The following is a 25,667-nucleotide window of genomic DNA, read 5'->3' as shown; positions in this document are numbered from 1 at the left end:
CGTCCTTCGCCTCCGCGTCGCGCCCCGTCCTCAGCTGAGCATCCGGCGCGCAACCGCCCGCTGACGTGCGGCGATCCGCTCCTCATACCCCCCAGGGTTCAGCGACTCGGCGTGAGGAAGCAGGTCGCGCACGTCGGCCAAGCCCACCTTGTGGACCACCGGTCCGTCGGCGGCAGTGAGGTCTCGTTCGAGCCGCTGCCAGCGCAGCATCAGCGAGCCGGTGCGGTGCCCGGTGGTCTCGAGCCAGTTCGCGATCGGCTTGCCGTCCAGGGGCGGCTGCTCCGAGATCACGAAGCGCATCACGCCGTCGGGGTCGGTGACGGCCTGGGCCTTGGTGAGGCTGGTCTGGTGGGTCTCGTAGTCGGTCGAGGCGTACCAGTCCGAGCCGACCTGGATCCCCTGGTAGCTGCAGTCGTCGCAGCGCGGCACCTCCACCACGAGCGCCTCGTCCTCGGCCAGCTCGTAGTGACCGATCGAGGAGAACTGCGACTCCAGCCCGCCCGGCGTCCGGGCTGGGACGGTGAGCGTGTTGACCGGCTCCTTGTACTGGAAGAACTGGGGGAAGGCGAACCAGGTCTGGATCGAGCCGGTCAGCGACCGGCCGGCGACCTCGTACTTCTTCCGGAGCAGCTCCTGGGTGAGCGGGCGGCGCGGCCGGCCGAGGGTGTCGGGACGCTCGATGGTGATCGCGCCGCGGGTCTCGGTGTCCCAATCGTTGAAGACCTCGCGCACGATCAGGGTCTTCGCGCCCGGCTCGGCGACATAGGTGAACTCGAAACCCCCGTCGTCGTCGAGCTGGAGCTTGCGGTCGTCGAAGGCCATCAGGCTGGTCGCGGCGGAGTCGGCGGTGTAGGCGCCGCCCATCACCTGGAAGGAGAGGTCGGCACTGGTCCCGCGACGGCCGCGGACGACGTACTCGACGCCTTCTCGCAGGTAGGCGTTGAAGTAGATCGCGTCAGGATTGTCCAGGCCCTGCTTGGAGAACTGGTGGGTCGGGTTCACGAAGAGCGGTTGCTCGAGGTCGTAGTCGAACGCCGTCTGCATCGCCATCCGGATCCGGCCGGAGAGATACTCATAGCCCTCGAGCCGGTCGGCTTCGGTGCGGATGAACGGGGCGTTCGCGATCAGCTCCTCCGCCTCCGCGATCGCCCGCTGGAGCGGCTCGGTCAGGCCGTACGCCTCACTCACTTGCCCACCTTGGCGATGATGTTCTCCCCGTACCACTCCAGGTGCTTGATCTTCTTCTCCAGCGGCTCGGGGTCGGCGCCCTTCACATAGGGGTCGCGGAAGCCGACGATGCAGTCGGTGACGCCCTTGTCCTCGAGCCGCTTGATCCCGTCGAGGTCGTACGCGTCGTAGCTGATCACATGGACCTCGAAGTCGTCCCTGGCGTCGCCCTCCTCGCGCCGGATCTCGGCGAGGCGGACCAGAAGGCGGTCGAGCTCCTCGCCGTCGCCGCCGGCGTGCATCCAGCCGTCGCCCTTGAGGACCGCGCGGCGCAGTGCCGCGTCGGCGTGGCCGCCGACAAGGAGGGGGATCTTCTCGGTTGGCGCGGGGCGCTGCTGGAGCGGTGCGAACTCGTAGAACTCACCGTCGTAGCCGAAGAAATCGCCGCTCGGGTCGGTGAGGCCGCGGAGGATGTCCATGCACTCGTCCATCCGCTTGCCGCGGCGCTTCCAGTCGACGCCGAGGGCGGCGAAGTCCTCCGGCCATGGGGACAGGCCGACGCCGAGTCCGAGCCGGTTGCCGGAGAGGAAGGCGAGGCTCGAGGCCTGCTTGGCGGCCAGCACCGGCGGGCGTACGGGCAGCTTCACCACGAACGGGGTCAGGCGCAGCGTCGTGGTCACCGCGAAGAGGTGGGCGCACAGGATGAACGCCTCGATGAACTCCTTGCCCTGCAGGAACTCCCGGTCGCCGGTATCGGTGTAGGGATAGGTGGAGTCGGACTCCTCGGGATAGATCAGGCTGTCGGCCACCGTCATGCTGGTGTAGCCGGCGGCCTCGGCCGCTTGGGCCAGCGGTGCGTAGTAGTCGGCCTGCGTCATTGCCTCGGCATAGGTGAAGCGCATGTGCCAACACTAGAACGTGTTCTAAGTTTCTGCCAGAGTGTTCGTCATGTCGCCTTCTCTCGAACGTCCCGCAGGCCTCGACTCGCCGCTGACGGCGAGAATCATCAAGTACGGCGCCCGCGCCAACACCGCGCTGTTCAAGCTCACCAACGGCCGGATCGGCGGCACCTGGCGGGTGATGGCCGGCTGGCGCAAACCCGCTCCGGTGCTGCTGCTCGAGCACATCGGCCGCAAGTCGGGCCGCACCTTCACCACTCCCCTGCTCTTCATGCGCTCGGGCGACGATCTCGTGGTCGTCGGCTCCCAGGGCGGCCTTCCGAAGGACCCGCAGTGGGTCCCCAACCTGCGCGCCCAGCCCGACGTCGCGGTCCGTGTCCCCCGTCACGGGCGGCAGCTCGTCCGGGCACGCGTCGCCGACTCCGAGGAGCGGGCCGAACTCTGGCCGCGGCTGCTGGAGACGTACGCCGACTTCGAGACCTACCAGACCTGGACCGACCGGGAGATCCCGGTCATCGTCCTCTCGCCCCGCTGAAGGAGACCTTTCATGGACGTTCAAGAGCTGATCGACCGCGCCGAGATCACCGACGCGCTAACCCGCTACACCCTGGCTGTCGACGACGGCGACTGGGACGCGCTCGACACGGTCTTCGCCGCCGACGCCACGATCGACTACTCCGAGTCCGGTGGCACGGTCGGCGAGTTCCCTGACGTCAAGAAGTGGCTCGCCGAGATGCTGCCCGCGTTCTCCCAGAAGCGCCTGCACACCATCGGCCAGGTCGGCATCACCTTCACCGACGAGGGCGCAGCACCGGATGCCTCGGGCTTCGCTTCGGCAGAGGTCGTCGCGTACTTCGACAACCCGATGGTCATCTCCGACGGATCCGGCGGCGAGCGTGTCGTCGAGGTGGGCGGTCGCTACCGCCACTCCTTCGTACGCACTCCGGAGGGCTGGCGCTCGCGCCACCTCCACGAGGAGGTCTTCTGGACCCGCGGCCTCTGAGCCCTCAGGCCGCGCGGCCCCGGATCACCCAGTCCGCGAGTCCGGCGAGCGGCACCAGCAGCTCCCGGCCGCGCTCGCTCAGCCCGTACTCCACACCCGGGGGCACCGTCGGGAAGACCGTACGCGTCACGATCCCCTCCTCCTCCAGGACGCGCAGCGTCCGGGTGAGCATGCGCTGGCTGATCCCCTCGACCCGGCGCCGCAGCTCGTTGTAGCGATGCGGCCGCTCGGCCAGCATCATCACGATCAGCAGCGTCCACTTGTCACCGAGCATCTGCACGGCCTGCGTCACCGGACAGTCCTCGTACTCCCCCGCCGGGACCTTCGCCGGCAGTCCTGGCCCCAGCGCCGCGCTCACGATGTGCCGGGGCACATCGGTGTTCCCATCTGACATTGAAGTGCCTTCTTCCGCGAACGCCGCTCGGCGGCGAGGGTTGCTGACATCAGCAACCTACCCATGAGGGAGAAGTAGATGAGCACGATCGCGGTTCTGGGCGCAGGCCCCGGCCTCGGAATGTCGGTGGCGCAGAGGTTCGCCAAGGAGGGGTACGCCGTCGGCCTGGTCTCGCGCAGCACTGACCGGCACCCAGCCTATCTGGAGGAACTGTCAGCGAGCGGCGTACCCGCCGTCGCGGTCGCCGCCGACCTGCGAGCACCAGGTGCCGCAGCGAGCGCCCTCGCCGAGATCACCTCGGCACTGGGACCGATCGACGTCGTCTACCACGGCCCCGGCGCTCAGAACCTGAGCGCACCCATGGTCGGGATCGTCGAGACCGAGCCCGCCGACATCCGTCGCGCCATGGCCGAGACCCTCGAGCCGGCCGTCGAGGTGGCCAACCTGACCCTCCCCACGATGCGCTCGCGCGGCAGCGGCGCGCTCGTGTACGTCTCCGGACTCAGCGCGCTCGTCCCTCTCCCCTTCCTCGGCCCCTACGCTCCCGCCTCAGGCGCCCTGCGGACCTACGCCCGCACCCTGGCCGCCGCCGCAGCCGAGGACGGCGTACACGTCGGCTCGCTCGTCGTCGGTGGCCTGATCGAGCGCGGCGACATCCACCAGATGCTCACCGACCCAGCCACCCCCTCCCCCTACGCCACCCTCGACCCCGACGAGCTCGCCGACGCGGTCTGGCGCCTGGCCTCCGGGCTCGAGGACGAGGTGGTCTTCGACGTGCTCACGCCGCAACCCGCCGAGAGCTGAGAGACCGCCGCAAACTCAGTGGCATCGCGACTTTCGGGTCTGGTTCGCTGGATGACGGAGGTGATCACTGTGGCCGGCTATGGCGCACTGTCCGAGGCGTACGAGTGGTTGATTCGGGACGAGAATCTGTCCCCCGTCGGCGCTGCGGCGAGGTTCGAGGGCCTGGTGACGCCTCCGCCACCGAACGCACGGGTCCTCGACTGCTCCTGCGGCACCGGCCAGCTCGCTGTCGGTCTCGCCGGACATGGCCTGGACGTCGTGGCGACAGACGCCAGCGCCGGGATGATCCGCCGAACAACAGCGCTCGCCGGCGAACATGGCGTACGGCTCGACGCACGCCAACTCAGCTGGGAGGAGCTGACCGGTCGTTTCGAGGCGTCGACCTTCGACCTGGTGTTCTGCGTCGGCAACTCGCTCGGTCACGCCGAAGGCAGGCGCGGCCGTCTGGCCGCGCTTGCCTCGATGGCCCAGCTGCTGCGTCCAGGCGGACGCCTCGTGCTCACCTCCCGCATGTGGGAGGTCGTGCGCGCGCGTGGCTCCCGGATCGACGTCCGCGATCGCCTGATCCGCCGCAACGGTCGCGACGCGGTGGTCATCTACCACACCCAGATCGCGCCGGGCTGGGAGCAAGAGCACCACATGGAGATCGCCGTCACCGAGGTGAGACCTGACGGATCGCTCCACACGTGCGCGGAGCGGTTGTCGTTCTGGCCCTACCGCTACGAGGAGCTCGTCGCACAACTGCAGAGCATCGGACTGACCGTCGAGACCACGACCCTCGACGCCGACGGCGCCGGCTATCTGCTCGTCGCTCAGTCGGGTGACGGCCGATCGGTGAACGAGACCGGCTTGCCGGTGTCACGGGCGTAGGCGATCTCTCTGCTCGTGGACTCGCCGACGGACCCACCCGGGTTGACGACCAGAACCCGGTCGGCCAGGTCGATCTTGCGCAGGTGGAGACGCCCGGGGCGAGGACGATCACGCCGGCGAGTGTCAGGTCACGGTTCGCCGCCGCCATCTCATTCACGAATCGGGTGGAGCCACAGATGCAGACGATCTTCGGTTGGCCGGACACGGCCACAGCGTATGCACCCATGGCCACAACCCAAGGACGACGTCGTTTCGAGGCGCTCACGCGGCAAGTTGCGTGAGCTGCTCGTACGTGCCATCGGGGTAGCGGACGTACTCCAAGCCGAGTGGTGAGCGCCAGATGAATGTGCCGGGAGCGGGCTGGGTGTAGGTCCAACCGCCGAAGGTCTTGAGGCGGTGGTGGCTGCGGCACGGTCCGCGCCGCTCGAGTGACCTGATCGTCAGGCAATCGCACGGGCCAGGAAGACATACTCCATGCCCGGCCGGTCCGGGGCGTCGCGTACGTCGCCCACGATGAAGCCATGGGAGAGGAGGTCGCGCTCGATCTCCGGGCGGTCGCGGAAGCGGAGGGTGGAGGACGAGGTCAGGGTCTCGTCGCCGATCGTGGTCGATCCCTCGAAGGTGACCAGCGGGAGGTCGACGACGGTGACGGTGCGGGTGACCACCGCGGTGCGGCCGTCCGGGAGGTCGACGGTTGTCGGCGCGACGTCCCAGCCCTCCCAGGCCCGGACCTCGGGTCGACGGGTCTCGAAGATGAACCAGCCGCCAGGACGAAGCGCCGCGTGGACCGCGGTCAGGGTCTCGGACCAGTCCGCGTCGGAGACGAAGACCTGGGCGACGTTGCCGGCCATGACCGCCATGTCAGCAGTGCCGGCGACGCCGGCGAGGGCGGTCGCGTCGCCGTTGATCCAGGTGACGCGGTCGGCGTACGGCTTGGTGCGGGCGACGTCGAGAGACGCCGCGGCCGGGTCGACGCCGACGACGGAGAGCCCTTCACCGGCCAGCCGAACGGCGAGCGAGCCTGTTCCGCACCCGATGTCGATGACTTGTCGAGCACCGAGCTCACCGGCGATCGCGACATAGGTATCCAGGTCGGAACGGTCGTCGTCGAAGGCGTCGTAGAGGACTGCCTGACGTGGGTCCGCGAACGCGGCATCGGGTTCTCGCATCGGCTCCGAACCTAGCCAGGTCGCGCACCTGGACACACCTGGTTATCCCCGGAGACGCTGCGGCGTCGTCCGTCAGGTCGCCTGGAGGTGGTCGATGATGGCGCGGGTGATGATCGCGGGCTGCTGGGCGTTGGCCAGGTGTGCCGAGTCGGGGACCACGAGGAGCCGGCCGTCCTGGACCGCATCGGCGATCGCCTCGAGGTGCGGGGGCGGCGTCGCGGGGTCGTTGGCACCGGCGATGGCCAGGGTCGGAGCGGTGATCGCGGGGAGGTCGGCGCGGAGGTCCATGGCGGCGATGACCTCGCAGCATCCGGCGTAGCCCTCGTCCGGGGTGGCGGCGACCGTGGCCTCGCAGGTCGCCTTCACCTCGGGGTTCGACTCGAGGAAGCCTGGCGTGAACCAGCGGGAGACGACCGCCTCGGCGACGGCATGGGTGCCGTCGGCTCGCACCGTGGCCGCGCGGTCGTGCCAGGCGGAGGAAGGCGTCAGATGCGCTCCGGTGCACAGGAGGACGAGACGGTCGACGCGCTCGGGGCAGCGCGCGGCGAGGCGCATCCCGGTCATGCCGCCGAGCGAGAGACCCACGAAGTGGGCCCGCTGGACGCCGAGGCGGTCCAAGAGGGTGACGACGTCGTCGGCCAGGTCGTCGATCGAGTACGGGCCGGGACGTACCGGAGAGCGACCGTGTCCCCGGGTGTCGTAGCGCACGACGCGGAAGTGGCGCTCGAGGTCGGCGAGGTTCTCGTCCCACATCGCGTGGGTCGCTCCCAGCGAGTTGGACAGCACCACCACCGGTCCGTCCGGCCGGCCCGAGACGACATGGTGCACGGCGACCGCGTTCACGACGCCAACCACGAACGGGTCGGGGTCCGGAAGGCTGCGCAGGTGACGTCCATGCCCGAGAATCTAGGATCGCCGACCGGTGTTGTGAAGTATCGATTGTCGGGCGATTGATACGCCGGGCGTATCGACCTAGGTCAGCCGAGACCCGGGCGGGCGTGCAGGCCGCCACCGGACTCGTACAGCAGACCCTTGTCCTTGATGAGCTGGCCCGCGGCGGCGAGGATCGGGCTGTCGCCCACGGCGGAGCCGGCCATCGAGGCGATCGCCTCGAACATCTTGATCGCCGCGTCGTCGACGGCCGGCCAGTTCCACTCCGAGGGAGCGGCGCCGATCGGCTCCACGGCGTGCCAGCGGGTCGCACGGGCCTCCGCCATGGTGGTCAGGGTGCTCCAGCCGAGGCCGCCGATGCCGACGACCCCACCGAAGTTGAGCCCGATGAGCCCCCAGCCGTTGCACTGGTACTCAAAGGCCGAGGGACCGAACTCCGACTCCTCCAGCTCGACCCGGGTGATCACCGGCTCGGGGCCGGTGTTGGGGGCGTAGAGCTTGAACGCGGGCCGCGCAGCCAGCAGCGAGGCCGATGCCGTCGTGGTGATCTCGCTCAACGGCTGGCCAGGAGCCGAGTAGGCATCGAAGACTCTGAAGCCGAGATCGAGGGCATAGCCGACGACGAAGCGCCGATCGTCCTGGGCGGCGTAGAAGTTGCGATTGAACACGTTGGGGGAAACCTCGCTTGAGCCCTACCGGTCAGCCGACGACGTTCCTCGGGGTGACACGGTGGGATGTGGTTCGGGCAGCGCGACACTATCGCGCCACGCGGCTCGACCTGGCAACCGGTTGGTGATCTGTGTCTCTCGCGAGTCCCTCAGGAGTAGGTGCCGCGGACGGTGTCGGTGGTCGGCAACGACTGACAGCCCAGCCGGATCCCGTCATCGAGGTCCTCCTGCTCGAGCACGTCGTTGCGGACCATCTTCACCTCGCCCTCGAGCAGCCGGAACGCGCACGCCGAGCACTCGCCCTCGCGGCAGGAGTAGGGCGCCTTGACGCCCTTCGCCTCGAGGAACTCGAGCATCGGGGTGCCTGGGTCCCAGTCGTCGTACGTCGTCGTGGTGCCGTCGAGCTCGATCTCGAGCGTGGCGGGCTGCTTGGGGCCGTCGTCGACGACCTCGGTCTCCGCCTCCTTGACCGGGGCGACCTCACCGAACGGGTTGCCGCCGAGGGAGGCGAATTTTTCCTGATGCCGCCGCGCCCGGGGGAACTCGAGCTCCTTGAGCGCCGCGATCGTCGCCTTCATGAACGGCGCCGGCCCACAGACGAAGGCGTCGTACGTCAGATGGTCGGCCGCGAACGCCTTGAGCTGCTCACCGGTGGGCAGCCCCTGGACCGACTCGAGCCAGTGGACCACTTGGAGCCGGTCTGCGTGCTCGGCGGAGAGCCGCGCCCACTCCTCGGCGAAGATCACCGAGCGCTCGTCGCGGTTGGCGTAGAAGACCACGATCCTTCCCGTGCCCTCGCGCAGGGCCGTGCGGGCGATCGAGATGATCGGGGTGACGCCCGAGCCGCCGGCGAAGAGCAGGAAGTCGGCGTCGATGTCGGCAGGGGTGAAGATCCCGCTCGGCGGCAGTACGCGGAGCGTGTCGCCGGGGCGGAGGTTGTCGCAGATCCAGTTGGACGCGTAGCCGTCGACGGTACGCTTGACGGTCACCGTGAGCGCGTCGCCCGGGGCGCTGGAGAGCGAATAGCACCGCGCCGCCAGGCCGTCGCGGTCGCTCGGAACGGCGACGGTGAGGAACTGCCCCGCCTTCGGCTGGAACGCGTGCCTCACGTCCTCGGGCAGCTCGAAGACGATCGAGTGGGCGTCGGCGGTCTCCTTGACCACGTCGCTGACGGGCAGCAGGAAAGAGTCAGTAGCCATCCTCGGCTCCGATCTGGATCCGGCCGTCGGCGACGGCTGCTTCGATGGACGCGGCCAGACGAGGGCAGCGGGCGTGGACTAGCCGATCGCCGTTGGCGGCGGCCTTGCGGCGTACGAGGTCCGGACACTGCGCCTGCGCCTCGGCCGTCCACTGGACGGAAGTCTGGTGCTCGCTGTTCTTCTTCACCCCGACGCAGGCGAGGCAGTCGAGGCACTCCACCTCGACCAGGCGGGCCTGGGTGTAGAGCCGCTGGTCCTCGACGGTGTCCTCGGACGTCGGGACGAACGAGGCCATCAACTGACCCCTGCGTCGCTCGACTCAGGGTTCTCGGCCTTCTCGGCCTCGATCCGGCGCAGGTTCTCGGCGACCTCCTCGTGCCAGAACTCGTTGGCCTTGGTGGTGTCGACCTCGAACTCGAAGCGAGCGCGCATCTCGGGCTCGATGTCGGCGACGTCGACGTAGAACTGCTCGTACCAGCGGCGCAGCTGGTAGACCGGGCCGTCCTCCTCGCACAGCAGCGGGTTCTGCACCGGCGCCTTGTTCTCCCAGATCGCTACGTCCTGGAGGAACCCGTCACCGAACATGTCGGCGTACTTCTTGCCGATGAAGTTGGCGGTCTTGTCGTCGAGGCCCTCAGGCTTCTTGACGGTGATGCCGTACTGCAGGAGGAACGAGTCGGGCCCGGTCGGGATGTGGCAGTTGATCAGGATCACCTCGGTGACGAAGCCCTTGTAGTCGACCTCGAGCCAGTTGATCATGTACGCCGGGCCGTAGTAGGTCGCCTCGGACTTGAGGAACATCTCGGCGTCACCGTAGCCGCCCGACACGTCCGGGCGCCCTCGGGAGGCCATGTACTGCGTGGCCATGTGGTCCTCGAAGACGTTGCGGAAGTCGGTCGGGAAGGCAAAGTGCACGTAATAGAAGTGCGCCATGTCGACCACGTTGTCGATCAGCTCGCGGCAGTGGCTGCCCTTGATCGGGACGGTGTTCCAGATCCAGTCGGTGTAGATCTCGCGGTTGCTGACGTCGGGCAGCTCCGGCGGCAGGATGTCGTAGTCCGGCTTCGAACCCTCGGGGTCGTGCCAGATCAGGAGCGAGTCGTTGCGGATCACGGTCTCGTACGCCTTGGTGCGAGCGCGCAGCGGGACGCGGCGGGCGTACGGGATCTGCTTGCAGCGGCCGTCGGCGCCCCAGCGCCAGTCGTGGAACGGACAGCCGACCTCATCACCCTTCACGGTGCCCTGGGTGAGGTCGCCGCCCATGTGGCGGCAGTAGCCGTCGAGCACGCCCAGCTCGCCCTTGGTGTTCTCCCAGACGACCAGCTTGCCGCCGAACGCCTCGACGGCGTGGGGCTTGCCGTCCTTGAACTCGCTGGCCAGGCCCAGGCAGTGCCAACCGCGCGCGAAGCGCTCCGGCTGGGAGCCGTGGTCGAGCGTGCGGGTCTGGGTGGTGGGGTCGGCCATCGTCGTACCTTCCGCTGGGTCTGAGCCTGGTGGACCTGTTCAAAAACAGGAACCTGTTCTAGTTTTATCACATGCATGTGGCCTTGACACCCGCCCAGGAGCAACTTCGCTCAGAGCTCAACTCCTATTTCGCCCAGTTGGTCACGCCGGAGCGCCGGGCTGCGCTCGCGCGCGCATCGGGCGAGTTCGGGGACGAGGCCGACAAGGAGGTCTACCTCTCGACCATCCGGCAGATCGGCGCGGACGGCTGGCTCGGGATCGGCTGGCCGAAGGAGTACGGCGGCCAGGACCGCTCCATGGTGGAGCAGCTGATCTTCACCGACGCCGCCGCCGTGGCCGGGGTGCCGATCCCCTATCTCACGCTCAACACGGTCGGCCCGACGATCATGCGGTTCGGGACCGACGAGCAGAAGGCGTACTTCCTGCCGAAGATCCTCGCCGGCGAGCTGCACTTCTCGATCGGCTACTCCGAGCCGGGCTCCGGGACGGACCTCGCCTCGCTACAGACTCGCGCGGTGCTCGACGAAGGCTCCGGCGAGTGGGTGATCAACGGCCAGAAGATGTGGACCTCGCTGATCCAGTATGCGGACTGGATCTGGCTCGCCTGTCGGACAGAGCCGGAGGCGTCGCGGCACAAGGGGCTGTCGATGATCCTGGTGCCGACGTCCTCCGAGGGGTTCTCCTATACGCCGGTCCAGACCGTGGCCGGGGTCGGCACCTCGGCGACCTACTACACCGACGTACGCGTGCCGGCGTCGAACCTCGTCTCCTCGCGTGGCGGGGGCTGGGCGCTGATGACCAACCAGCTCAACCACGAGCGGGTCGCGCTCACCTCCGCCGCGCCGCTGGTCCACTCGCTCGGGCTGGTGAAGGAATGGGCGCTGGCCACGGTCGTCCCTGATGGCAGCCGGGTGATCGACACCGAGTGGGTCCAGCTGGCCCTCGGGCGAGCGCACGCACGCATCGAGGCGCTCTCGCTGATCAACTGGAAGCTCGCATCGGACGCAGACCACGGGGTCGCGCTCTCGCCGGCCGAGGCGTCCGCGACGAAGGTATACGGCTCCGAGTTGGCCACCGAGGTCTACCGGACGCTGATGGAGATCGTCGGACCGCACGCGGGTCTCACGGCCGACTCCCCCGGCGCCGTACTCGCCGGCCGCCTGGAGCGGTTCCACCGCTCCTCGCTCGTCATGACCTTCGGCGGCGGCACCAACGAGATCCAGCGAGACATCATCGGCTACGTGGGCCTCGGCCTCCCCGCCGCCAAGCGTTGACCATCCCGACCCGAGGACATCTCATGGACTTCTCCTTCACCACCGAATCCGACGACGCCGCCGAGCTCGCGGCCAAGATCATCGGCGATGCGACCTCGCTCGAGCGGCTGCGTACGGTCGAGGCCGCTGCCGGCGACCGCGGCCGCTTCGACGCCTCCCTCTGGTCTGCCCTGGGCGAGGCCGGGTTGCTCGGGCTCCATCTGCCCGAGACGTACGACGGGGCCGGGCTCGGGCTCGTCGAGCTCTGCCGGGTCCTGGTCGAGGCTGGACGGCGCGTCGCGCCGGTGCCGCTCGCTGTGCATGGACCGTGTGGCTTGCTGCTCGCCGAGACCGCGGCGGATGCGCTGACCGGCGTCGCCGACGGGTCCCGGGTGCTGGCGGCCGCGGTCGCCGAGGAGCACTCCCACCTGCCCGACGTCCCAATGGTCGTCGCCACGGGGGACACGGTCACCGGCGTGAAGACGCTGGTCAGGGCCGGAATGCTCGCCGATGCCTTCCTGGTCACCGCCTCGATGCCGGACGGCACGGTCGGGGTCTTCCTGGTCGAGGCAGCTGCGGAAGGCGTCGACCGCCGCGCACAGCACACCAGCGACGGTGACGTCACGGCCCTGGTCTCGTTCGCCTCGGCCCCCGCACGTCGGATCGGGGACTCCTCGGCCGCTGCCCGTCTCGGCTCGCTGTTGACCGTGGCAGCCGCCGCCGAACTGTTGGGCATCACCGAGGGAGCCCTCTCGCTCACCTCGTCGTACGCCAAGACCCGGGAGCAGTTCGGCCGCGCCATCGGCACCTTCCAGGCCGTTTCTCAGCGGCTCGCCGACGGGTTCATCGACGTACTCGCCCAGCGGCTCACCCTCTGGCAGGCCGTCTGGCGGGTCTCCTCTCGCCTCCCCGCCGACGACCAGGTCGCCGTCGCCAAGCTCTGGGCCGCCGACGCCTCCCACCGCCTCGCACACACCACCGTCCACGTACACGGCGGTGTCGGCATCGACCTCGACGGCGAGGCCCATCGCTACTTCACGACCGCCAAGCGCTTCGAGTTCGTCTTCGGCGGGGCTACTGAGCAAGCGCTGCGGATCGGGCGGAATCTCGCTGCATCCTGATTGGCCACCAACGGCTCGAGAGGCTCCGGCGTCTGCCGGGCCTCTCTTTCGTGGCTGGTGTTTGTGCGGTATCGCGGCGGACAAACATTGTGTGCGATAGCGCTTCGCCCTACTGACTGCGATTCCAGTGCTCGCCCACGAGACCGCAGTCTCAGGCCCCCGCGGACCTTGTGCTGGTCATCGCCATCACGGGTCTCGAGCTTGGATCGACCGCTCCCCCCTCTGGGCTGCCCTCCCACTGAATCGCCGTCCCCGGAACTTCCGCACACCTGGGGACGTGTTGTGGCCTATCGCGCGGCTCGCTGGCCGCCTTCGGGTGGCAAGCTGGATGTGTGTCTGTTTGGTCTCGTGCGGAGTTCCAGCGCGGGTGGGGCCGATACCGGGATTGGGTTGGGAGATTTAGAAGCAGGGTGTCTGGGTTGGGTGCCATTCGGGTGTCTTGCGGGCTTCCAGCAGCGGTCTGGCTTGGGTTTGGGATATCTGTCCCTGATTGGGTTCCCGAGAATTTTCGTGACTTGGTTTTGCGTTGTGTGGTAGGCTCGGCGCAGGCGTAAACGTGAAGGCCGACCACCTCGAAAGAGGCGTGCCCCTTCTGCCCGAGAGACAACGGGTGTGGGGTAATCCAGGGGAACCAGGGGCGTGAACGCTGAGCTGCGAGGGTAAGTAATAGCCCGTACTGCCGGGCCTCCGAGACCAGCGAACCAACCGGGATTCTGCACAGGCAGAAACCCTTGAGTTCGTACGTCGGGAGGTGACCGTTTCGATGACCACGCTGCAACAGCCACAACACCCTGTACTGGGTGCCGTGGTCGCGATCACCGCCTCCCTCGACGCGGTTGCTGAGGCGAATCCGTCGTTCATGGCCACCGATCAGAAGGCCACCACGCTGCTCGAGATCGCCCGGGCCAAAGCGCAGCTGGCCGAGCTCGAGCTGCGGGTGCTCGCCGCCGCCGAGGATGTGGCCGCCGAGAGTGCCGCCCGGGATGTGGCGGCGTGGCTGCATCACCACACCCACCAGCGCCCCGAGGCCCTGCGCGCCGACCTCCGGCTTGCTGAGGCGCTGGACCGTTCCTACGGGCTGGTCGCGGCCGCGATGCGAACCGGCGCCTGCAACCCCGTCCAAGCCCAAGTCATCGTGAACGCCCTCGACGACCTCCCCGCCGACCTCGACCCCGAGATCCGGATCAAGGCCGAAGAAGCCCTGGTCGCCTACGCGACCCAGTTCGACCCCACCCAGCTGCGCCGCCTGGGCCGCCGGATCCTCGATGTGATCGCGCCGGAGATCGCTGAGGCCGAAGAAGCGAAACGGCTCGCTGCCGAGGAGGCCCACGCTCGGAAGAAGACCCGGCTGGCCATGCGGCGCCTCGGGGACGGCACCACCCGGATCTCCGCTGTGGTCCCGGATGCGGCCGCGGACCGGCTGGCCACCAACCTCGAGGCCTTTGCCTCACCCCGTCGCGACGACGGCACCCGCACCGAGACCGGCGACTACCTGCCCTACGACCGACGCCTCGGGCGCGCGTTCTGCCAGATGCTCGAAACCCTCGACCCATCCCAGCTCCCGATCCACGGCGGGGACGCCACCACGGTGATCGTGACCATCGACCTCGACCAGCTCCGCAAGGAAGCCGGCATCGCCCAGATCGTTGGCGGGAGTCAGATCACCGCGGCCGAGGCCAGGCGCCTGGCCTGCACCGCAGGCATCGTCCCGGCCGTCCTTGGCGGTGACTCGGAGGTGCTGGACTTCGGGCGTAAGGAGCGGTTCTTCACCGCCGCCCAACGCCGAGCGCTCCTGCTCAGGTCAGCGACCTGTGAGGCCGAGGGTTGTGACATCCCCGGTACCTGGGCCGAGGCCCACCACTGGATCGCCTGGGCCCAGGGCGGCCTGACAGACATCGATAACGCCGCCCTGCTCTGCAGTCATCACCACCACCGCGCCCACGACTCCGCGTACCTCCACGAGCGCCTACCCGACGGCGCCATCCGCTTCACCAGACGCACATAGGGATTCCCAGGATCGCCCGGGCCGCGCGTCCGTCCGCCCACCAGACACGGGCGCCTGGAGGCGATGCTCATCTTCGTCGCGGCCGTCTGTGCTGTATCGCGGCAAATCACCACGGTGTGCGATAGCGCTTCGGCCTATCAGTTGCATGCCGAGGATCGCCCGGATCTTCTTGGACGAATGCCGGTCAAAAGCGCGTGCGGTGCACGGGGAGGCATGTCATCATCCTCGCAATTGAGAGCACTGCTCTCACTGCATCCACCGAGGAGTTTCGCAGTGACCGTCCCCCACGTCTCCCCCGACCGACGTACGCAGATGGGCGCCGTCGCGTTCGCGATCGCCGGTGTCCTCTTTGCCGTCTACGAGGCCGTTGCCCCACGCGCCGACGAGACCACCCTCGACGGAGCGGCGGCGTGGGCCTCCGCCGGCTGGAGCATCGCGCACATCTGCGCCATCGTCGGCCTCATTCTCATCCCGCTCGGCTATGGCGCGATCCGCGGCTTCCTCGACGGCACGCCGCAGGAGAAGACCGCGTACCTCGCCGCTGTCATCGGCTACATCGGCTCCGGGCTGACCATCTCTTACTACGGCGCCGAGGTGTACGGCCTCAAGGCCATCGGCGAGCGTGCGGTCGCCGACGGCGACCCCGGCCTGACCGACGTCGGCAATGACTTTCGCCTCGACCCGACTGCGATGACCGTCTTCATGATCGGACTGCTGCTCGTCGCGGTCGCCGCCGTGCTCGCCGCGATCGCGGTCTGGCGCTCGGGCTCCCTGCCTCGCTGGAGCGCCGTCCCGCTCGCCGCTCTCCTGGTCACCATGCTCCCCCAGTTCTTCCTCCCGCACGCGGGGCGGATCGTCTGGGGCGTACTCGTCGCCGTCGCGGCCCTGTGGCTTGCCGCCGCACTCTGGCGGGCTTCAAGGGTCCGCTCGTAGCCTGGATGAGAGCGGCAGGAAGCCTCAGCCACCGACACACTCGTCGTTGTCGCCGCCGGAGTAGCAGGGCGGGGCGTGGTAGCCGTCCTTCTCCTGCTCCGGCGCCGGTAGATCCACCGCGCCGGGGATGTAGCTGAGCAGGACCATCGCCGCGCCGACGAGGACCAGCAGAACCTGCCAGATGGTCCCAAGCATTCGGCGGTCGGGGTTGAGCATGTGGGCGAGCGCGCCGCACAGGAGAGCGGCGAGCGCGATCGCGCCCCATACGCGGTACGCGGCGATGTTCGCCGGGTCGATCTGCGGCTGCTCGCCGAAGAAGACGAGATAGACGTCCAGCCAGTTCATGGCCAGCTTCCCGACGGCGAGGACGGCCACGACGGACGCCAGGGCCGTGGTGACGGGGAACCAGGGCAGGCGCGTCATGCGCCAGCGGACACTGGCCGGGCGGTCGAAAGCGAGCATGCGACGAGTCTTGCGCCGTCGCGGCGTGGCGTGATGAGCCCGCGTACTCAACTCTTGACCTTCGGGTCGGTCGAAGCCTCAGCATCGAGGCATGACCGCGACGCCTGCTGTTGACCCCACGATGGACGCCATCACCACCGCCGTGAGCCTTGGCCACGAAGGAGAGATCGCGCGAGCACGACAGGAGCTGCTCGCCATCTGGGAGGAGCTCGGTGTGCTGGGCGATCCGCTTCATCGGTGCACGCTCGCCCACTATCTCGCCGACCTGCAGACCGATCCTGCCGTGGCGCTCATCTGGGACGTACGCGCCCTGGATGCCGCCGGCGCGCTCACCGACCAACGGGCCGGCGAGCACCACGCGGGCCTTCAGGTTGCCGGCTTCTACCCGAGCCTGCATCTCAACATCGCCGACAACCTGCGCCGTCTGGGCTCCTTCGAGGCGGCCGCCGAGCAGATCGGCAGGGCCGAGGAGCGAGTTGCCGCCCTGCCAGCGGGACCGTACGGCGACATGATCCGCGCGGCGATCGGCGGCGTCAGCGAGGCGATCACCGCTCGCGACACCACACCCCGGTCGACGTCTCCGACCGTCACCGCGACCGACTGATCAGCGGTGTCGGAAGGGCCGCTGCGAGCCAGACCGATGCTGCTGCCGCGACTGCCACGGTCACCGGCCAGAGCCATGGGACCGAATCCGGCAGGAGCTGCCCGATCCCGAGGAAGACTACGACGGCGAGCGGCAGCGTGATCAGGACTGCCAGCCAGGCGCGCTCGAACCCTGTGCCTCCAAGCGCGAGGCCCATCGCCGCCAACGGCATCACGGCCACGACGGTGAGCAGTGCGACGGCCGCGAAGAAGAACGCAGCCAGCACCGCTCCCAGCGCGCCGAGCCCGGTGGCGAGCGCGTCGCTCACCGCCGATCCGGTGTCGGCGGCCTCCACCTCGATGAAGCCACCGAAGAAGGCCACAGCCGGCGAGAACAGCACCCTCATCAGCCCGATGCCGGCCAACGCACCAACGGCCGCAGCGACAGCACCAATCACGGCATGGCGCGACACCCCGCCTCGGACTTGGCTCACGACTGATTCGTCCTGGCGATGGTCGAGAGGATCGCGTCGGCGGCCGCCTGCGGTGCCTTGGTGGGGATCCAGTGGCTTACCCCGGTGAGCTCGATGAACGCGTAGGGACCGGTGACGGAGTCCTCGTTGCCCTCCAGTGCGGTCCGGCCGATCGCGACATCGCCGTCGCTCCAGAGCATCGTCGTCGGCACCGAGACCCTGCCGACGCGCGGAGCGAGGGGCAGGGCTCGATACCAGCCGAGGCCACCGGGCAGCGCGCCGTAGTCGACGATCTCCTCCCGGAAGCGCTCGACGTCATCGTCGTTCCAGCCGCTCCCCCGCATCATCCGCTCCATCCGGCCGTCGCGCCCGGAGACCAGCTCGGGCAGCAGCGGGATGTTGAAGAGCGCGATGTAGGCCGACTTGCGCCGCTGCGGGCCCTTCATCGACCGCGCGAACGGAACCGGGTGCGGGACCGACATCGCGGTCCAGCTTCGGACCAGGTCAGGCCGCTTGGCCGCCACTCCCCAACCGACCGCACTCCCCCAGTCATGACCGGCCAGGTGCACCGGCCGGCCGATCTCGTCGATCAGCGCGACCACGTCCTCGACCAGTTGGCCGGCGCCGTAGCCGAGACGCGTACGCGGCCGGGCACCCAGTGAGTAGCCGCGCTGGTCCGGGGCGAGGGTCCGGAAGCCGGCCTCGTGCAGGATCGGTGACACCTCGCGCCAGCAGGTCGCCCGCTCCGGGAAACCGTGCAGGAGCACGACCGGGTCGCCGTCGACCGGGCCCGAGTCGATCACGTCGAAGGTGAGTCCGTCACGTACGTAGCTCGAGATCGTCACGCGTTCATCCTGTCAGGGCCTCTCCCGCCTCGGCGGCGGGGTTGGGGTGTGCGGTAGCGGCGTTGACGACCATGGTGTGCGATAGTGCGCCGAGGTAAGGCGGGCAGTGCCCGGGCATGAGAAATGCGCCGGCTCGGTCACCGAGCCGGCGCATTTCGTTGGCGCTGCGGTTTATCCCTGCGCGATCGCGTCCAGGCGCTTGACGGTGGCCTCGAACTCGGCGATGAGATCAGCCATGACCTCGGCGACGGGGCGTACCTCGTTCATCCGGCCGACGATCTGCCCGACCGGCATCGCGACGACGTCGGGGTCCCCGGCAGCGTTGATGCGGTTGTGGGCGTCGGAGACGAGCAGGTTCTGCAGCGGCATCGGCAGCGGCGCCGGCGAGCCCTCGGCCTCCCAGGCGTCGGTCCACTTCGACTTCAGCAACCGGGCCGGCTTGCCGGTGTAGATCCGCATCCGTCGGGTGTCTGCGGACGTGGCGCGGGTGAAGGCACTCTCCCAGCCGGCGTGGGTGTTGAGGTTGCGGTACTCCGAGGTCCCGAGCCAGATGGAGCCCGTCCAGACGCCCTGCGCACCGAGCGCCAGCGATGCAGCGATCTGGCGGCCCGAGCCGATCCCGCCCGCACCCAGCACCGGCACATCCGTCCCGACCGCGTCGACGATGTCGGGCTGGAGCACCATCGAGGCGATCTCCCCGGTGTGCCCGCCGGCCTCGTAGCCCTGGGCGACGATGATGTCGACGCCGTTCGCGACGTGCGACACCGCGTGCTTCGGGGCGCCGGCCAGCGCAGCGACCTTGACCCCGTGCTCGTGCGCCTTCTCGATCACGTCGTTGGGCGGGGTGCCGAGCGCGTTGGCGATCAGCACCGGGCGGTGCTGCAGCGCGATGTCGACGTGCGAGCGCGCGGTCGAGTGCAGCCAGCCGAGCACACCCTCGCGCCCCTCCCCCTCCGGCAGCGGCGGTACGCCCAGCGAGAGCAGCGTCTTGTCGACCCACTCGGTGTGCTCCGCGGGGATGTAGGCGGACAGGTCGGTCGAGGTGCCCTCGGTCGGCACCTTCATCGGCATGACGACGTCGACGCCGTAGGGCTTCCCGTCGGTGTTCTCGTCCATCCAGGTCAGGGTGCGGTCGAGCTCCTCGGCGTCGTTGAAGCGTACGCAGCCCAGCACGCCCAGCCCGCCGGCCTTGGAGACCTCCGCGGCGACGTGCTCCGAGGGGGTGAAGGCGAAGATCGGGTAGTCGATCCCGAACGCCTCGCACAGTGCCGTACGGATCATGCCTTTGCTCCTTCGGGGTCCTGCTCGATCGCGGTCGCTTGCGTGGCCAGGGCGATCTCCTTGGCCTTGGGGTACTGGGCCTTGCCCGTGGCGTTGCGGGGCACCTCGTCGACGATGGTCAGGGCACGCGGCAGCTTGTAGCCGGACAGGTGAGCCCGCAGGAACGTACGCAGCCCCTCGAGCTCGATGGTCGCGCCAGGTCGCGGCTGGACGACCGCCGCGACGGCCTGGCCGTAGCGCTCGTCCGGGATCCCGACGACGAGCGTGTCGTAGACGTCGGGATGCGCCTTGATGGCGGCCTCGACCTCCTCGGGGTAGACCTTCTCGCCGCCGGTGTTGATGCAGTTGGAGCCCCGTCCGAGGAGGGTGAGGCGGTTGTCGGTCTCGATCCGGGCGTAGTCCCCCGGGATCGCGTAGCGGATGCCGTCGATCTCGACGAAGGTCTTCGCCGACTTCTCGGGGTCCTTGTAGTAGCCGACCGGCACGTGGCCCTTGCGGGCGGTGCGGCCGATCTTGCCGACGTCGGTGGCGAGGTCGAGGGGGTGGCCGTCTTCGCCGATCACGGCGGTGTGAGCGCCCGCGGTGACCACGGGGCCGTCGGTCGAGAGCGCGGAGGCGTCCTGCAGCCCGGTGCCCTGGAAGCCGGTCTCGGTCGAGCCGATCGAGTCGGTGAAGACCGCGTTCGGGAAATGACTCATCCAGCGTTCCTTGACCGACTTGGAGAAGATCGCGGCACTGGAGGCGATGGCGAACAGGCTCTGCCCGTCGAAGCCACCTGCCTCGTACGCGTCGATGAGCGGCACCGCCATCGCGTCACCGGTCATGAACATCATCTGGACCTTCTCGCGGTCGACGATCTCCCAGGTGCGTACCGGGTCGAACTTGGGCTCCAGGATCGTCACCTGGCCGGCGAAGAGGTGCATGAGCAGGCTCGCTTGGGCGCCGCCGTGCATCAGCGGGCTGAGCGGCAGGGTGATGAGCCCGTCGCCGGCGGCCTGCTTGGACTGGTCGTACTCCTCCAGCGGCACGCCCGTCATGAAGTCGATGCCGCCGCCGAGCACGCGCCAGAAGTCCTCGTGGCGCCACATCACGCCCTTGGGGAAACCGGTGGTGCCGCCGGTGTAGATGACGTGGATGTCGTCGGGGCTGCGCTCGCCGAAATCGCGTACGTCGGACTGCCCGGCCTGCGCCTCCTCGAGCGTGACGCCGCCGAACGGGCTCAGGTCGGAGTCGTCGTGGGGCTCGAGCGGGTTGGAGACGGCGACGAACGTCTTCAGTCCCTCCAGCTTCGGGGAGACCTCGGCGACCAGCGGCGCGTAGACACGGTCGTGCACCAGGGCCTTGAGGTCGGCGTTCCCGAAGAGGTACTCGAGCTCGCCGGCGACGTAGCGATAGTTCACGTTGATCGCGACGGCACGGATCTTGAGGATCGCGAGCAGGGCGATGACGTGCTCCACGGAGTTCTTGGAGTAGAGCCCGACGTGATCGCCCTTCCCGATCCCCTGCCCGGCCAGGTAGTGGGCCAGCTTGTTGGACTCACGCTCGAGCTCTGCGTAAGTCACTTTGCGGTCGCCGACTTGGACCGACACCTTCTCAGGCGCGGCGTCGACGGCGTGTTCGAAGAGGTCAGCAAGGTTCAGCGCCATGACTGCGACACTAGAACACGTTTCAGTTTTCCGCTAGGGTCTGATGTTATGCCGATCACAGAATCTTCTGCTCAGCCGCACGCGATCGTCGAGCAGGACGGCCACAAGCTCATCGTCACCATGAACCGTCCCGAGCGCCGCAACGCCCTCTCCTCCGAGATGCTGCGGATCATGGAGGACGCCTGGGACCGGGTGAACTCGGATCCCGAGATCCGGGTCTGCATCCTGACCGGCGCGGGCGGCTACTTCTGTGCCGGGATGGACCTGAAGAAGGCCGACGAGAAGCCGCCCTCGGAGTCGTTCGAAGAGGGCTTCGACCCGTCGGTGATCAAGGGCCTGCTCAAGGGCTTCCGGCTCACCAAGCCGCTGATCGCCGCCGTCGAGGGCCCTGCCATCGCCGGCGGCACCGAGATCCTGCAGGGCACCGACATCCGGGTGGCCGGCGAGTCGGCCAAGTTCGGCGTGGCCGAGGCCCGCTGGTCGCTCTACCCGATGGGCGGTTCCGCCGTCCGTCTCCCCCGCCAGATCCCCTACACTGTCGCCGCCGAGCTGCTGCTGACCGGACGTACGCTGCTCGCCCCCGAGGCCAAGGAGCTCGGCCTGATCGGCCACGTCGTCCCCGACGGCTCCGCGCTCGAGAAGGCTCACGAGCTCGCCGACATGATCGCCGCCAACGGGCCTTTGGCCGTCCAGGCGATCCTCCGCACCATGCGCGAGTCCGAGGGCAAGCACGAGGAGGAGGCCTGGGCCGACGACGCCAAGGTCGGCGCCGCCGTCTTCGCCTCCGAGGACGCCAAGGAGGGCCCCAAGGCCTTCCTGGAGAAGCGCAAGCCCGAGTTCAAGGGACGCTGAGACCCCGTCAGGCCCGGCCCTTCCTGACGTACGCAGCCCCTGGCAGCATCCGCGGAAGCAGCCCACGTCGCAGCACCAGCAGCAGATGGGCAGCGAGGGCGACGAAGAACACGATGTGGGCCGCTATGTGCAGCGCGACCAGATCGTCGGAGACCGCCACCAGCGCGAGGCCGGTGAGCGGGACGACGAACATCAGCGTGAGCAGCACCTGCTCGGTGACATGGGCCAGCCGCCGGTCGGTCGCGGTGAGTCGCGGGTCCCACGGGGGCAGCGGGGCGATCATGCGCCAGGCGACCCGAAGACCGCCGAGAAGCAGGATGGCCAGGCCGAGCAGGATGTGCAGCTCGGGCTGGCTGATGCCGTCCACACCGATGCTGCCGCCCCACAGGTCGGCCCAGGCGGTGTCGAGCGAGCCCTCGTCGCCGACCCGGGCCTCGCAGGCCTCTTCGAGGCGATCGATCCGCTCCTCCTCCGCGTCGGAGGTGTCACCGCCGCTTCGGTCCTCCCCCGGGGGGTCGCAGTCGGTCTCTGTCGACATGACATAGCCGACCACGAACTGCAGCACGAAGGCGGCGACGGTCAGCCAGTGCAGGGTCTTGGCGACGACCCCATAGCCCGTTGCCGACGCGCCTGACATCAGGAGGCAGCGTAGCGGGACCGCCGAGCTCATCGTGTCGGATCGGCAGGATTTCGATCGTGGTGTTGGTGAGCGCCGCCCTCAGCGGCGCCTGACCACCACTAGGAGGAACCATGTCCAGCACCTCACGCACACCCGTACGCCTGTCTATGTCCATGACGCTGGACGGCTTCGTCGCCGGCCCGGACGACCGCCACGGCCAAGGGCTCGGCCGGGGCGGCGGCCGGATCTTTGACTGGCTCGACGACCGTCACGGCGCCGGGGTGAACGGCGACGTCTATCGCGAGTACCTCGCCACGGGAGCGCTGATCTCCGGGCGGCGTACGTATGAGCTCGCCGACCGCTGGGGCGGTGACCACCACGACGGCGTGCCGATCCACGTGCTCACCCATCACCCCGACGACGTCCCGCCGGGCAGCGCCCGCTACTTCACCGACGTCGACCGGTGTGCCGACGAGGCCCGGCAGGCATCCGGCGACAAGGTCGTCATGGCACACGGCGCCGGCGTCGCTCAGGCGCTTCTCGCCGCCCGTCAGCTCGACGAGATCGAGATCCACCTGGTGCCGGTGCTCCTCGGCGCCGGGAGACGACTCTTCCCCGACGACGGCGTCGGGCCCGTCGAGCTCGAGCTCACCCGACGCCTCGAGGGGCGCGGGGTGACCCACCTTAGGCACGCGGTCCGCTACTCCTGACGTACGTCACTGCGAGAAGCGGGCGCGGAGGGCCTTCTTGTCCGGCTTCCCGAGCGCGGTCATCGGGATCGCATCGATCTCGATGACCGACTTGGGCGCTTGGACGGAGCCCTTCCGCTCCTTGACCAGGGCCTGGATCTCAGCGACGACCTCGTCCGAGAGGACGGCGTCGGGACGCGGGACGACCACGGCGGTGACGGCCTCGCCGAACTTCTCGTGCGGGGTGCCGATGACGGCCACCTGGGCGACCGCGGGATGGGTCGCGATGACGTCCTCGACCTCGCGAGGGAAGACGTTGAAGCCGCCGGTGACGATCATGTCCTTGGTGCGGTCGACGATGTACCAGAAGCCGTCCTCGTCCTCCCGGGCGACGTCGCCGGTGTGCATCCAGCCGTCCCGGAAGGTCTCGGCGGTGACCTCGGGCAGCTGCCAGTAGCCGCCGGAGAGCAACGGCCCGGCGACGCAGATCTCACCCGGTTCGCCGGGCGCCACCGGGGTGCCGTCTGCATCGAGCAGGGCCGTACGGACCAGGGCGGACGGGCGGCCGCAGGAGGTGAGCCGATGGGTGAGCGGCTTCCCTTCGGCGTCGACGTGGTCGACCTTGGCGAAGTACGTGATCGCCATCGGCGCCTCGGACTGGCCGTAGTACTGCGCGAAGATCGGCCCGAACCGGTCGATCGCCTCGGCGAGACGCACCGGGTTGATCGCGGAGGCGCCGTAGTACACGGTCTCGAGCGAGGACAGGTCGCGGGTGCGCGAGTCGGGGTGGTCGAGGAGTGCGTAGAGCATCGTCGGGACCACCATGAGCGAGGAGATCCGTTCGCGCTCGATGGTCTCCAGGACGGCGGCCGGGTCGAACCTCGGCATCACGAAGAGCGTGCCGCCCTTGATCACGACAGGTACGAAGAAGGCGGCGCCGGCGTGCGAGAGCGGCGTGCACATCAGGAAGCGGGGCGCCTCGGGCCACTCCCACTCCGAGAGCTGCACCTGGGTCATCGTCGCGAACGACCCGGACAGCCCGATCACGCCCTTCGGCTTTCCGGTCGTCCCGCCGGTGTAGGTGATCGAGGTGACATGGTCCGGCGGGAGCAGCCTCGCTGCGAGCGGCTCGACCGGATAGGTCTCCGCGGCGGCGACGAGATCGACGCCGATATCGGCCAGCTGCGGCGGCACCGGTCCGATGGTGAGCACCTGCTTGAGCCCGGGACACAGCTCGAGCAGCTCGACCGCGCGGTCGGCGAAGTAGGGATCGATGACCAGGCCGGTGATCTGGGCGTCGTTGATGACGTACGCCTGATCCTCGGCGCTCCCCAGCGGGTGCAGCGATGTGCGCTGGAATCCCTGGGTCTGGCCGGCGCCGAGGATGAAGAGCACCTCGGGGCGGTTGAGCGCGAGCAGCGCGGTCGCCGAGCCGGTGCCGGCGCCGAGCGCCTCGAAGGCCTGGACGTACTGGCTGATCCGCGCCGCCACCTCCGCCCCGGTCAGACTCACGTCTCCGAGATGAATGATCGGACGGCTCTTGTGGCGCTCCAGCGCCGAGACCATCAGATGACCGTTGTGGGGACCGATGCGGCTGGTATCCATGCCCGCACCTTACCGTGAAACTAGAACGTGTTCTAGAGGTGTCGTCAGTCGATCAGGCGTCGCCGACGTGCTCCCGGTCGGCGGCGGCCATCGCCTCGCGTGCCCACCGCGGCAGGATGAAGATCCCCTCGGCCTCGACGCACAGCACCGGCTCAGAACCGTCGGCCGGCCGGGTGAGCAGACGGCCGCGCACGATCGCCTTCACTCCCTCGGTCGACTCGATCCGCGCCTCACCGCGCAGCGGACCCAGCGGGGTCCCGTGCCTGTAGACGATCGTCAGGGTGCCGGTCATCCCGGGCCGCCCACCCGCCGAGGCGGCCTCGCCGAGCAGCTGGTCCAGGATCAGCGCGGAGACACCGCCGTGGACCAATCCGGGCGGGCCCTCGTACGCCGGTCCGAGTGAAAAGTCGGCCCAGACGTCCTCGCCGTCGCGCTGGACCTCCAGCGGCGGGGCGAAGGCGTTCCCCTTCCCGACCACCGGGTTGCCGTAGTTGCGAAATCCGCCGTCCGCCCCGAACCGGACCCCGTGCGGGCCGGGCAGCGCGTCGGCGAGCAGCTCATCGGTGAGGTCCTCGACCCGGCGGCGTACGTCATCGAGGACCGAGTCGGCGACCTGGGTGCGCACGACGGCGTCGACGAGCCTGCGCACCGAGTCGGTCAGCGGGACCAGGGTGGCCTCTCGCTCCTTGATCTCAGCCTTGGTCATGTCGTCATGGACGTATCCGGCAGGAGCCTGCGGGTGATGGGCGCGTCCGTAGTGCATCGACATCTGG

28 protein-coding genes are annotated in these 25,667 nt (G+C 68.8%); 11 read left to right on the top strand and 17 right to left on the bottom strand.

Features of this window, described 5'->3' with window-relative positions; all coding sequences use genetic code 11:
- Window positions 1-30: 30 nt before the first annotated feature.
- Window positions 31-1,188 carry a hypothetical protein gene (locus AB0F44_RS00560; RefSeq protein WP_357351642.1) on the bottom strand — a complete coding sequence of 386 codons (1,158 nt, stop codon included), beginning with the start codon at window positions 1,186-1,188 and terminating at the stop codon, window positions 31-33.
- A complete protein-coding gene (locus AB0F44_RS00555; protein ID WP_357351641.1) occupies window positions 1,185-2,069 on the bottom strand; it encodes a TIGR03619 family F420-dependent LLM class oxidoreductase in 885 nt (294 codons plus the stop codon). The genes AB0F44_RS00560 and AB0F44_RS00555 overlap by 4 nt, the downstream gene beginning before the upstream one ends.
- Before the next feature lie 46 nt (window positions 2,070-2,115).
- Between AB0F44_RS00555 and AB0F44_RS00550 the strand changes: the two genes are divergently transcribed.
- Window positions 2,116-2,601, top strand: coding sequence for a nitroreductase/quinone reductase family protein (locus AB0F44_RS00550; RefSeq protein WP_357351639.1), 486 nt, complete (start codon window positions 2,116-2,118; stop codon window positions 2,599-2,601).
- Window positions 2,602-2,613: 12 nt separating this feature from the next.
- Window positions 2,614-3,069 (top strand): nuclear transport factor 2 family protein, encoded by a 456-nt coding sequence (locus AB0F44_RS00545; RefSeq protein WP_357351637.1) that lies wholly within the window; start codon window positions 2,614-2,616, stop codon window positions 3,067-3,069.
- A gap of 4 nt (window positions 3,070-3,073) precedes the next feature.
- Here the strand turns inward: AB0F44_RS00545 and AB0F44_RS00540 are convergent, their stop codons facing one another.
- Window positions 3,074-3,463, bottom strand: a complete 390-nt coding sequence (locus AB0F44_RS00540; protein ID WP_357351635.1) for a helix-turn-helix domain-containing protein — start codon at window positions 3,461-3,463, stop codon at window positions 3,074-3,076.
- A 78-nt stretch (window positions 3,464-3,541) separates the two neighbouring features.
- On the opposite strand from AB0F44_RS00540, the gene AB0F44_RS00535 reads away from it, so the two are divergent.
- Together AB0F44_RS00535 and AB0F44_RS00530 are read left to right on the top strand one after the other, a co-directional pair.
- Window positions 3,542-4,267, top strand: coding sequence for an SDR family NAD(P)-dependent oxidoreductase (locus tag AB0F44_RS00535; protein ID WP_357351633.1), 726 nt, complete (start codon window positions 3,542-3,544; stop codon window positions 4,265-4,267).
- A gap of 51 nt (window positions 4,268-4,318) precedes the next feature.
- Window positions 4,319-5,137, top strand: coding sequence for a class I SAM-dependent methyltransferase (locus tag AB0F44_RS00530; RefSeq protein WP_357351631.1), 819 nt, complete (start codon window positions 4,319-4,321; stop codon window positions 5,135-5,137).
- A 440-nt stretch (window positions 5,138-5,577) separates the two neighbouring features.
- On the opposite strand, the gene AB0F44_RS00525 is transcribed toward AB0F44_RS00530, so the two are convergent.
- The 6 genes from AB0F44_RS00525 to AB0F44_RS00500 form a co-directional block, all read right to left on the bottom strand.
- The gene (locus AB0F44_RS00525) at window positions 5,578-6,306 is read right to left on the bottom strand and encodes a class I SAM-dependent methyltransferase (RefSeq protein ID WP_357351630.1); all 729 of its coding nucleotides are present in this window, start codon (window positions 6,304-6,306) and stop codon (window positions 5,578-5,580) included.
- 72 nt (window positions 6,307-6,378) lie between these two features.
- Window positions 6,379-7,149 (bottom strand): 3-oxoadipate enol-lactonase, encoded by a 771-nt coding sequence (gene pcaD / locus AB0F44_RS00520; protein WP_357351628.1) that lies wholly within the window; start codon window positions 7,147-7,149, stop codon window positions 6,379-6,381.
- Window positions 7,150-7,283: 134 nt separating this feature from the next.
- Window positions 7,284-7,865 (bottom strand): hypothetical protein, encoded by a 582-nt coding sequence (locus AB0F44_RS00515; protein ID WP_357351626.1) that lies wholly within the window; start codon window positions 7,863-7,865, stop codon window positions 7,284-7,286.
- A gap of 149 nt (window positions 7,866-8,014) precedes the next feature.
- Window positions 8,015-9,064, bottom strand: a complete 1,050-nt coding sequence (locus AB0F44_RS00510; RefSeq protein WP_357351624.1) for a ferredoxin--NADP reductase — start codon at window positions 9,062-9,064, stop codon at window positions 8,015-8,017.
- Window positions 9,054-9,359: a hypothetical protein gene (locus AB0F44_RS00505; RefSeq protein WP_357351622.1), complete on the bottom strand. Its 306-nt coding sequence runs from the start codon at window positions 9,357-9,359 to the stop codon at window positions 9,054-9,056. Before AB0F44_RS00505 ends, AB0F44_RS00510 begins: the two co-directional genes overlap by 11 nt.
- A complete protein-coding gene (locus AB0F44_RS00500) occupies window positions 9,359-10,528 on the bottom strand; it encodes a Rieske 2Fe-2S domain-containing protein (RefSeq protein WP_357351620.1) in 1,170 nt (389 codons plus the stop codon). The genes AB0F44_RS00505 and AB0F44_RS00500 overlap by 1 nt, the downstream gene beginning before the upstream one ends.
- A 71-nt stretch (window positions 10,529-10,599) precedes the next feature.
- Between AB0F44_RS00500 and AB0F44_RS00495 the strand changes: the two genes are divergently transcribed.
- The 4 genes from AB0F44_RS00495 (at window position 10,600) to AB0F44_RS00480 (ending at window position 15,840) form a co-directional block, all read left to right on the top strand.
- The gene (locus AB0F44_RS00495) at window positions 10,600-11,802 is read left to right on the top strand and encodes an acyl-CoA dehydrogenase family protein (protein WP_357351618.1); all 1,203 of its coding nucleotides are present in this window, start codon (window positions 10,600-10,602) and stop codon (window positions 11,800-11,802) included.
- A 23-nt stretch (window positions 11,803-11,825) separates the two neighbouring features.
- Window positions 11,826-12,902, top strand: coding sequence for an acyl-CoA dehydrogenase family protein (locus AB0F44_RS00490; protein ID WP_357351616.1), 1,077 nt, complete (start codon window positions 11,826-11,828; stop codon window positions 12,900-12,902).
- A gap of 763 nt (window positions 12,903-13,665) precedes the next feature.
- Window positions 13,666-14,907, top strand: a complete 1,242-nt coding sequence (locus AB0F44_RS00485) for a DUF222 domain-containing protein (RefSeq protein WP_357351614.1) — start codon at window positions 13,666-13,668, stop codon at window positions 14,905-14,907.
- A 273-nt stretch (window positions 14,908-15,180) separates the two neighbouring features.
- Complete coding sequence (locus tag AB0F44_RS00480; protein WP_357351612.1) at window positions 15,181-15,840, top strand: hypothetical protein; 660 nt, start codon at window positions 15,181-15,183, stop codon at window positions 15,838-15,840.
- Window positions 15,841-15,864: 24 nt separating this feature from the next.
- Here the strand turns inward: AB0F44_RS00480 and AB0F44_RS00475 are convergent, their stop codons facing one another.
- Window positions 15,865-16,302, bottom strand: coding sequence for a hypothetical protein (locus AB0F44_RS00475; protein WP_357351610.1), 438 nt, complete (start codon window positions 16,300-16,302; stop codon window positions 15,865-15,867).
- Between the two features lie 91 nt (window positions 16,303-16,393).
- Here AB0F44_RS00475 and AB0F44_RS00470 point away from each other — a divergent pair, with 91 nt between their 5' ends.
- On the top strand, window positions 16,394-16,906 hold the full coding sequence (locus AB0F44_RS00470) for a hypothetical protein (protein ID WP_357351608.1): 513 nt from the start codon (window positions 16,394-16,396) through the stop codon (window positions 16,904-16,906).
- On the opposite strand, the gene AB0F44_RS00465 is transcribed toward AB0F44_RS00470, so the two are convergent.
- The 4 genes from AB0F44_RS00465 to AB0F44_RS00450 form a co-directional block, all read right to left on the bottom strand.
- Window positions 16,890-17,378 carry a hypothetical protein gene (locus AB0F44_RS00465; RefSeq protein ID WP_357351606.1) on the bottom strand — a complete coding sequence of 163 codons (489 nt, stop codon included), beginning with the start codon at window positions 17,376-17,378 and terminating at the stop codon, window positions 16,890-16,892. The genes AB0F44_RS00470 and AB0F44_RS00465 overlap by 17 nt on opposite strands.
- Complete coding sequence (locus AB0F44_RS00460; RefSeq protein WP_357351605.1) at window positions 17,375-18,202, bottom strand: alpha/beta fold hydrolase; 828 nt, start codon at window positions 18,200-18,202, stop codon at window positions 17,375-17,377. The genes AB0F44_RS00465 and AB0F44_RS00460 overlap by 4 nt, the downstream gene beginning before the upstream one ends.
- 171 nt (window positions 18,203-18,373) lie before the next feature.
- A complete protein-coding gene (locus AB0F44_RS00455) occupies window positions 18,374-19,483 on the bottom strand; it encodes a nitronate monooxygenase family protein (protein WP_357351603.1) in 1,110 nt (369 codons plus the stop codon).
- The gene (locus AB0F44_RS00450) at window positions 19,480-21,129 is read right to left on the bottom strand and encodes an acyl-CoA synthetase (protein ID WP_357351601.1); all 1,650 of its coding nucleotides are present in this window, start codon (window positions 21,127-21,129) and stop codon (window positions 19,480-19,482) included. Before AB0F44_RS00450 ends, AB0F44_RS00455 begins: the two co-directional genes overlap by 4 nt.
- Before the next feature lie 54 nt (window positions 21,130-21,183).
- Between AB0F44_RS00450 and AB0F44_RS00445 the strand changes: the two genes are divergently transcribed.
- On the top strand, window positions 21,184-21,981 hold the full coding sequence (locus AB0F44_RS00445; protein WP_357352688.1) for a crotonase/enoyl-CoA hydratase family protein: 798 nt from the start codon (window positions 21,184-21,186) through the stop codon (window positions 21,979-21,981).
- A 7-nt stretch (window positions 21,982-21,988) separates the two neighbouring features.
- On the opposite strand, the gene AB0F44_RS00440 is transcribed toward AB0F44_RS00445, so the two are convergent.
- Window positions 21,989-22,618, bottom strand: a complete 630-nt coding sequence (locus tag AB0F44_RS00440) for a cytochrome b/b6 domain-containing protein (protein WP_357351599.1) — start codon at window positions 22,616-22,618, stop codon at window positions 21,989-21,991.
- 113 nt (window positions 22,619-22,731) lie between these two features.
- Here AB0F44_RS00440 and AB0F44_RS00435 point away from each other — a divergent pair, with 113 nt between their 5' ends.
- Window positions 22,732-23,310 carry a dihydrofolate reductase family protein gene (locus AB0F44_RS00435; protein ID WP_357351597.1) on the top strand — a complete coding sequence of 193 codons (579 nt, stop codon included), beginning with the start codon at window positions 22,732-22,734 and terminating at the stop codon, window positions 23,308-23,310.
- A 6-nt stretch (window positions 23,311-23,316) separates the two neighbouring features.
- Here the strand turns inward: AB0F44_RS00435 and fadD8 are convergent, their stop codons facing one another.
- The gene (fadD8, locus tag AB0F44_RS00430) at window positions 23,317-24,894 is read right to left on the bottom strand and encodes a fatty-acid--CoA ligase FadD8 (RefSeq protein WP_357351595.1); all 1,578 of its coding nucleotides are present in this window, start codon (window positions 24,892-24,894) and stop codon (window positions 23,317-23,319) included.
- 52 nt (window positions 24,895-24,946) lie between these two features.
- A complete protein-coding gene (locus tag AB0F44_RS00425) occupies window positions 24,947-25,663 on the bottom strand; it encodes a PaaI family thioesterase (RefSeq protein ID WP_357351593.1) in 717 nt (238 codons plus the stop codon).
- Between the last annotated feature and the right edge of the window lie 4 nt (window positions 25,664-25,667).

Origin of the sequence: Nocardioides sp. NPDC023903 (assembly GCF_040639295.1) — a bacterium.
Taxonomy (GTDB): Bacteria; Actinomycetota; Actinomycetes; order Propionibacteriales; family Nocardioidaceae; genus Nocardioides.
This window is presented reverse-complemented; position numbering and strand designations above follow the sequence as displayed.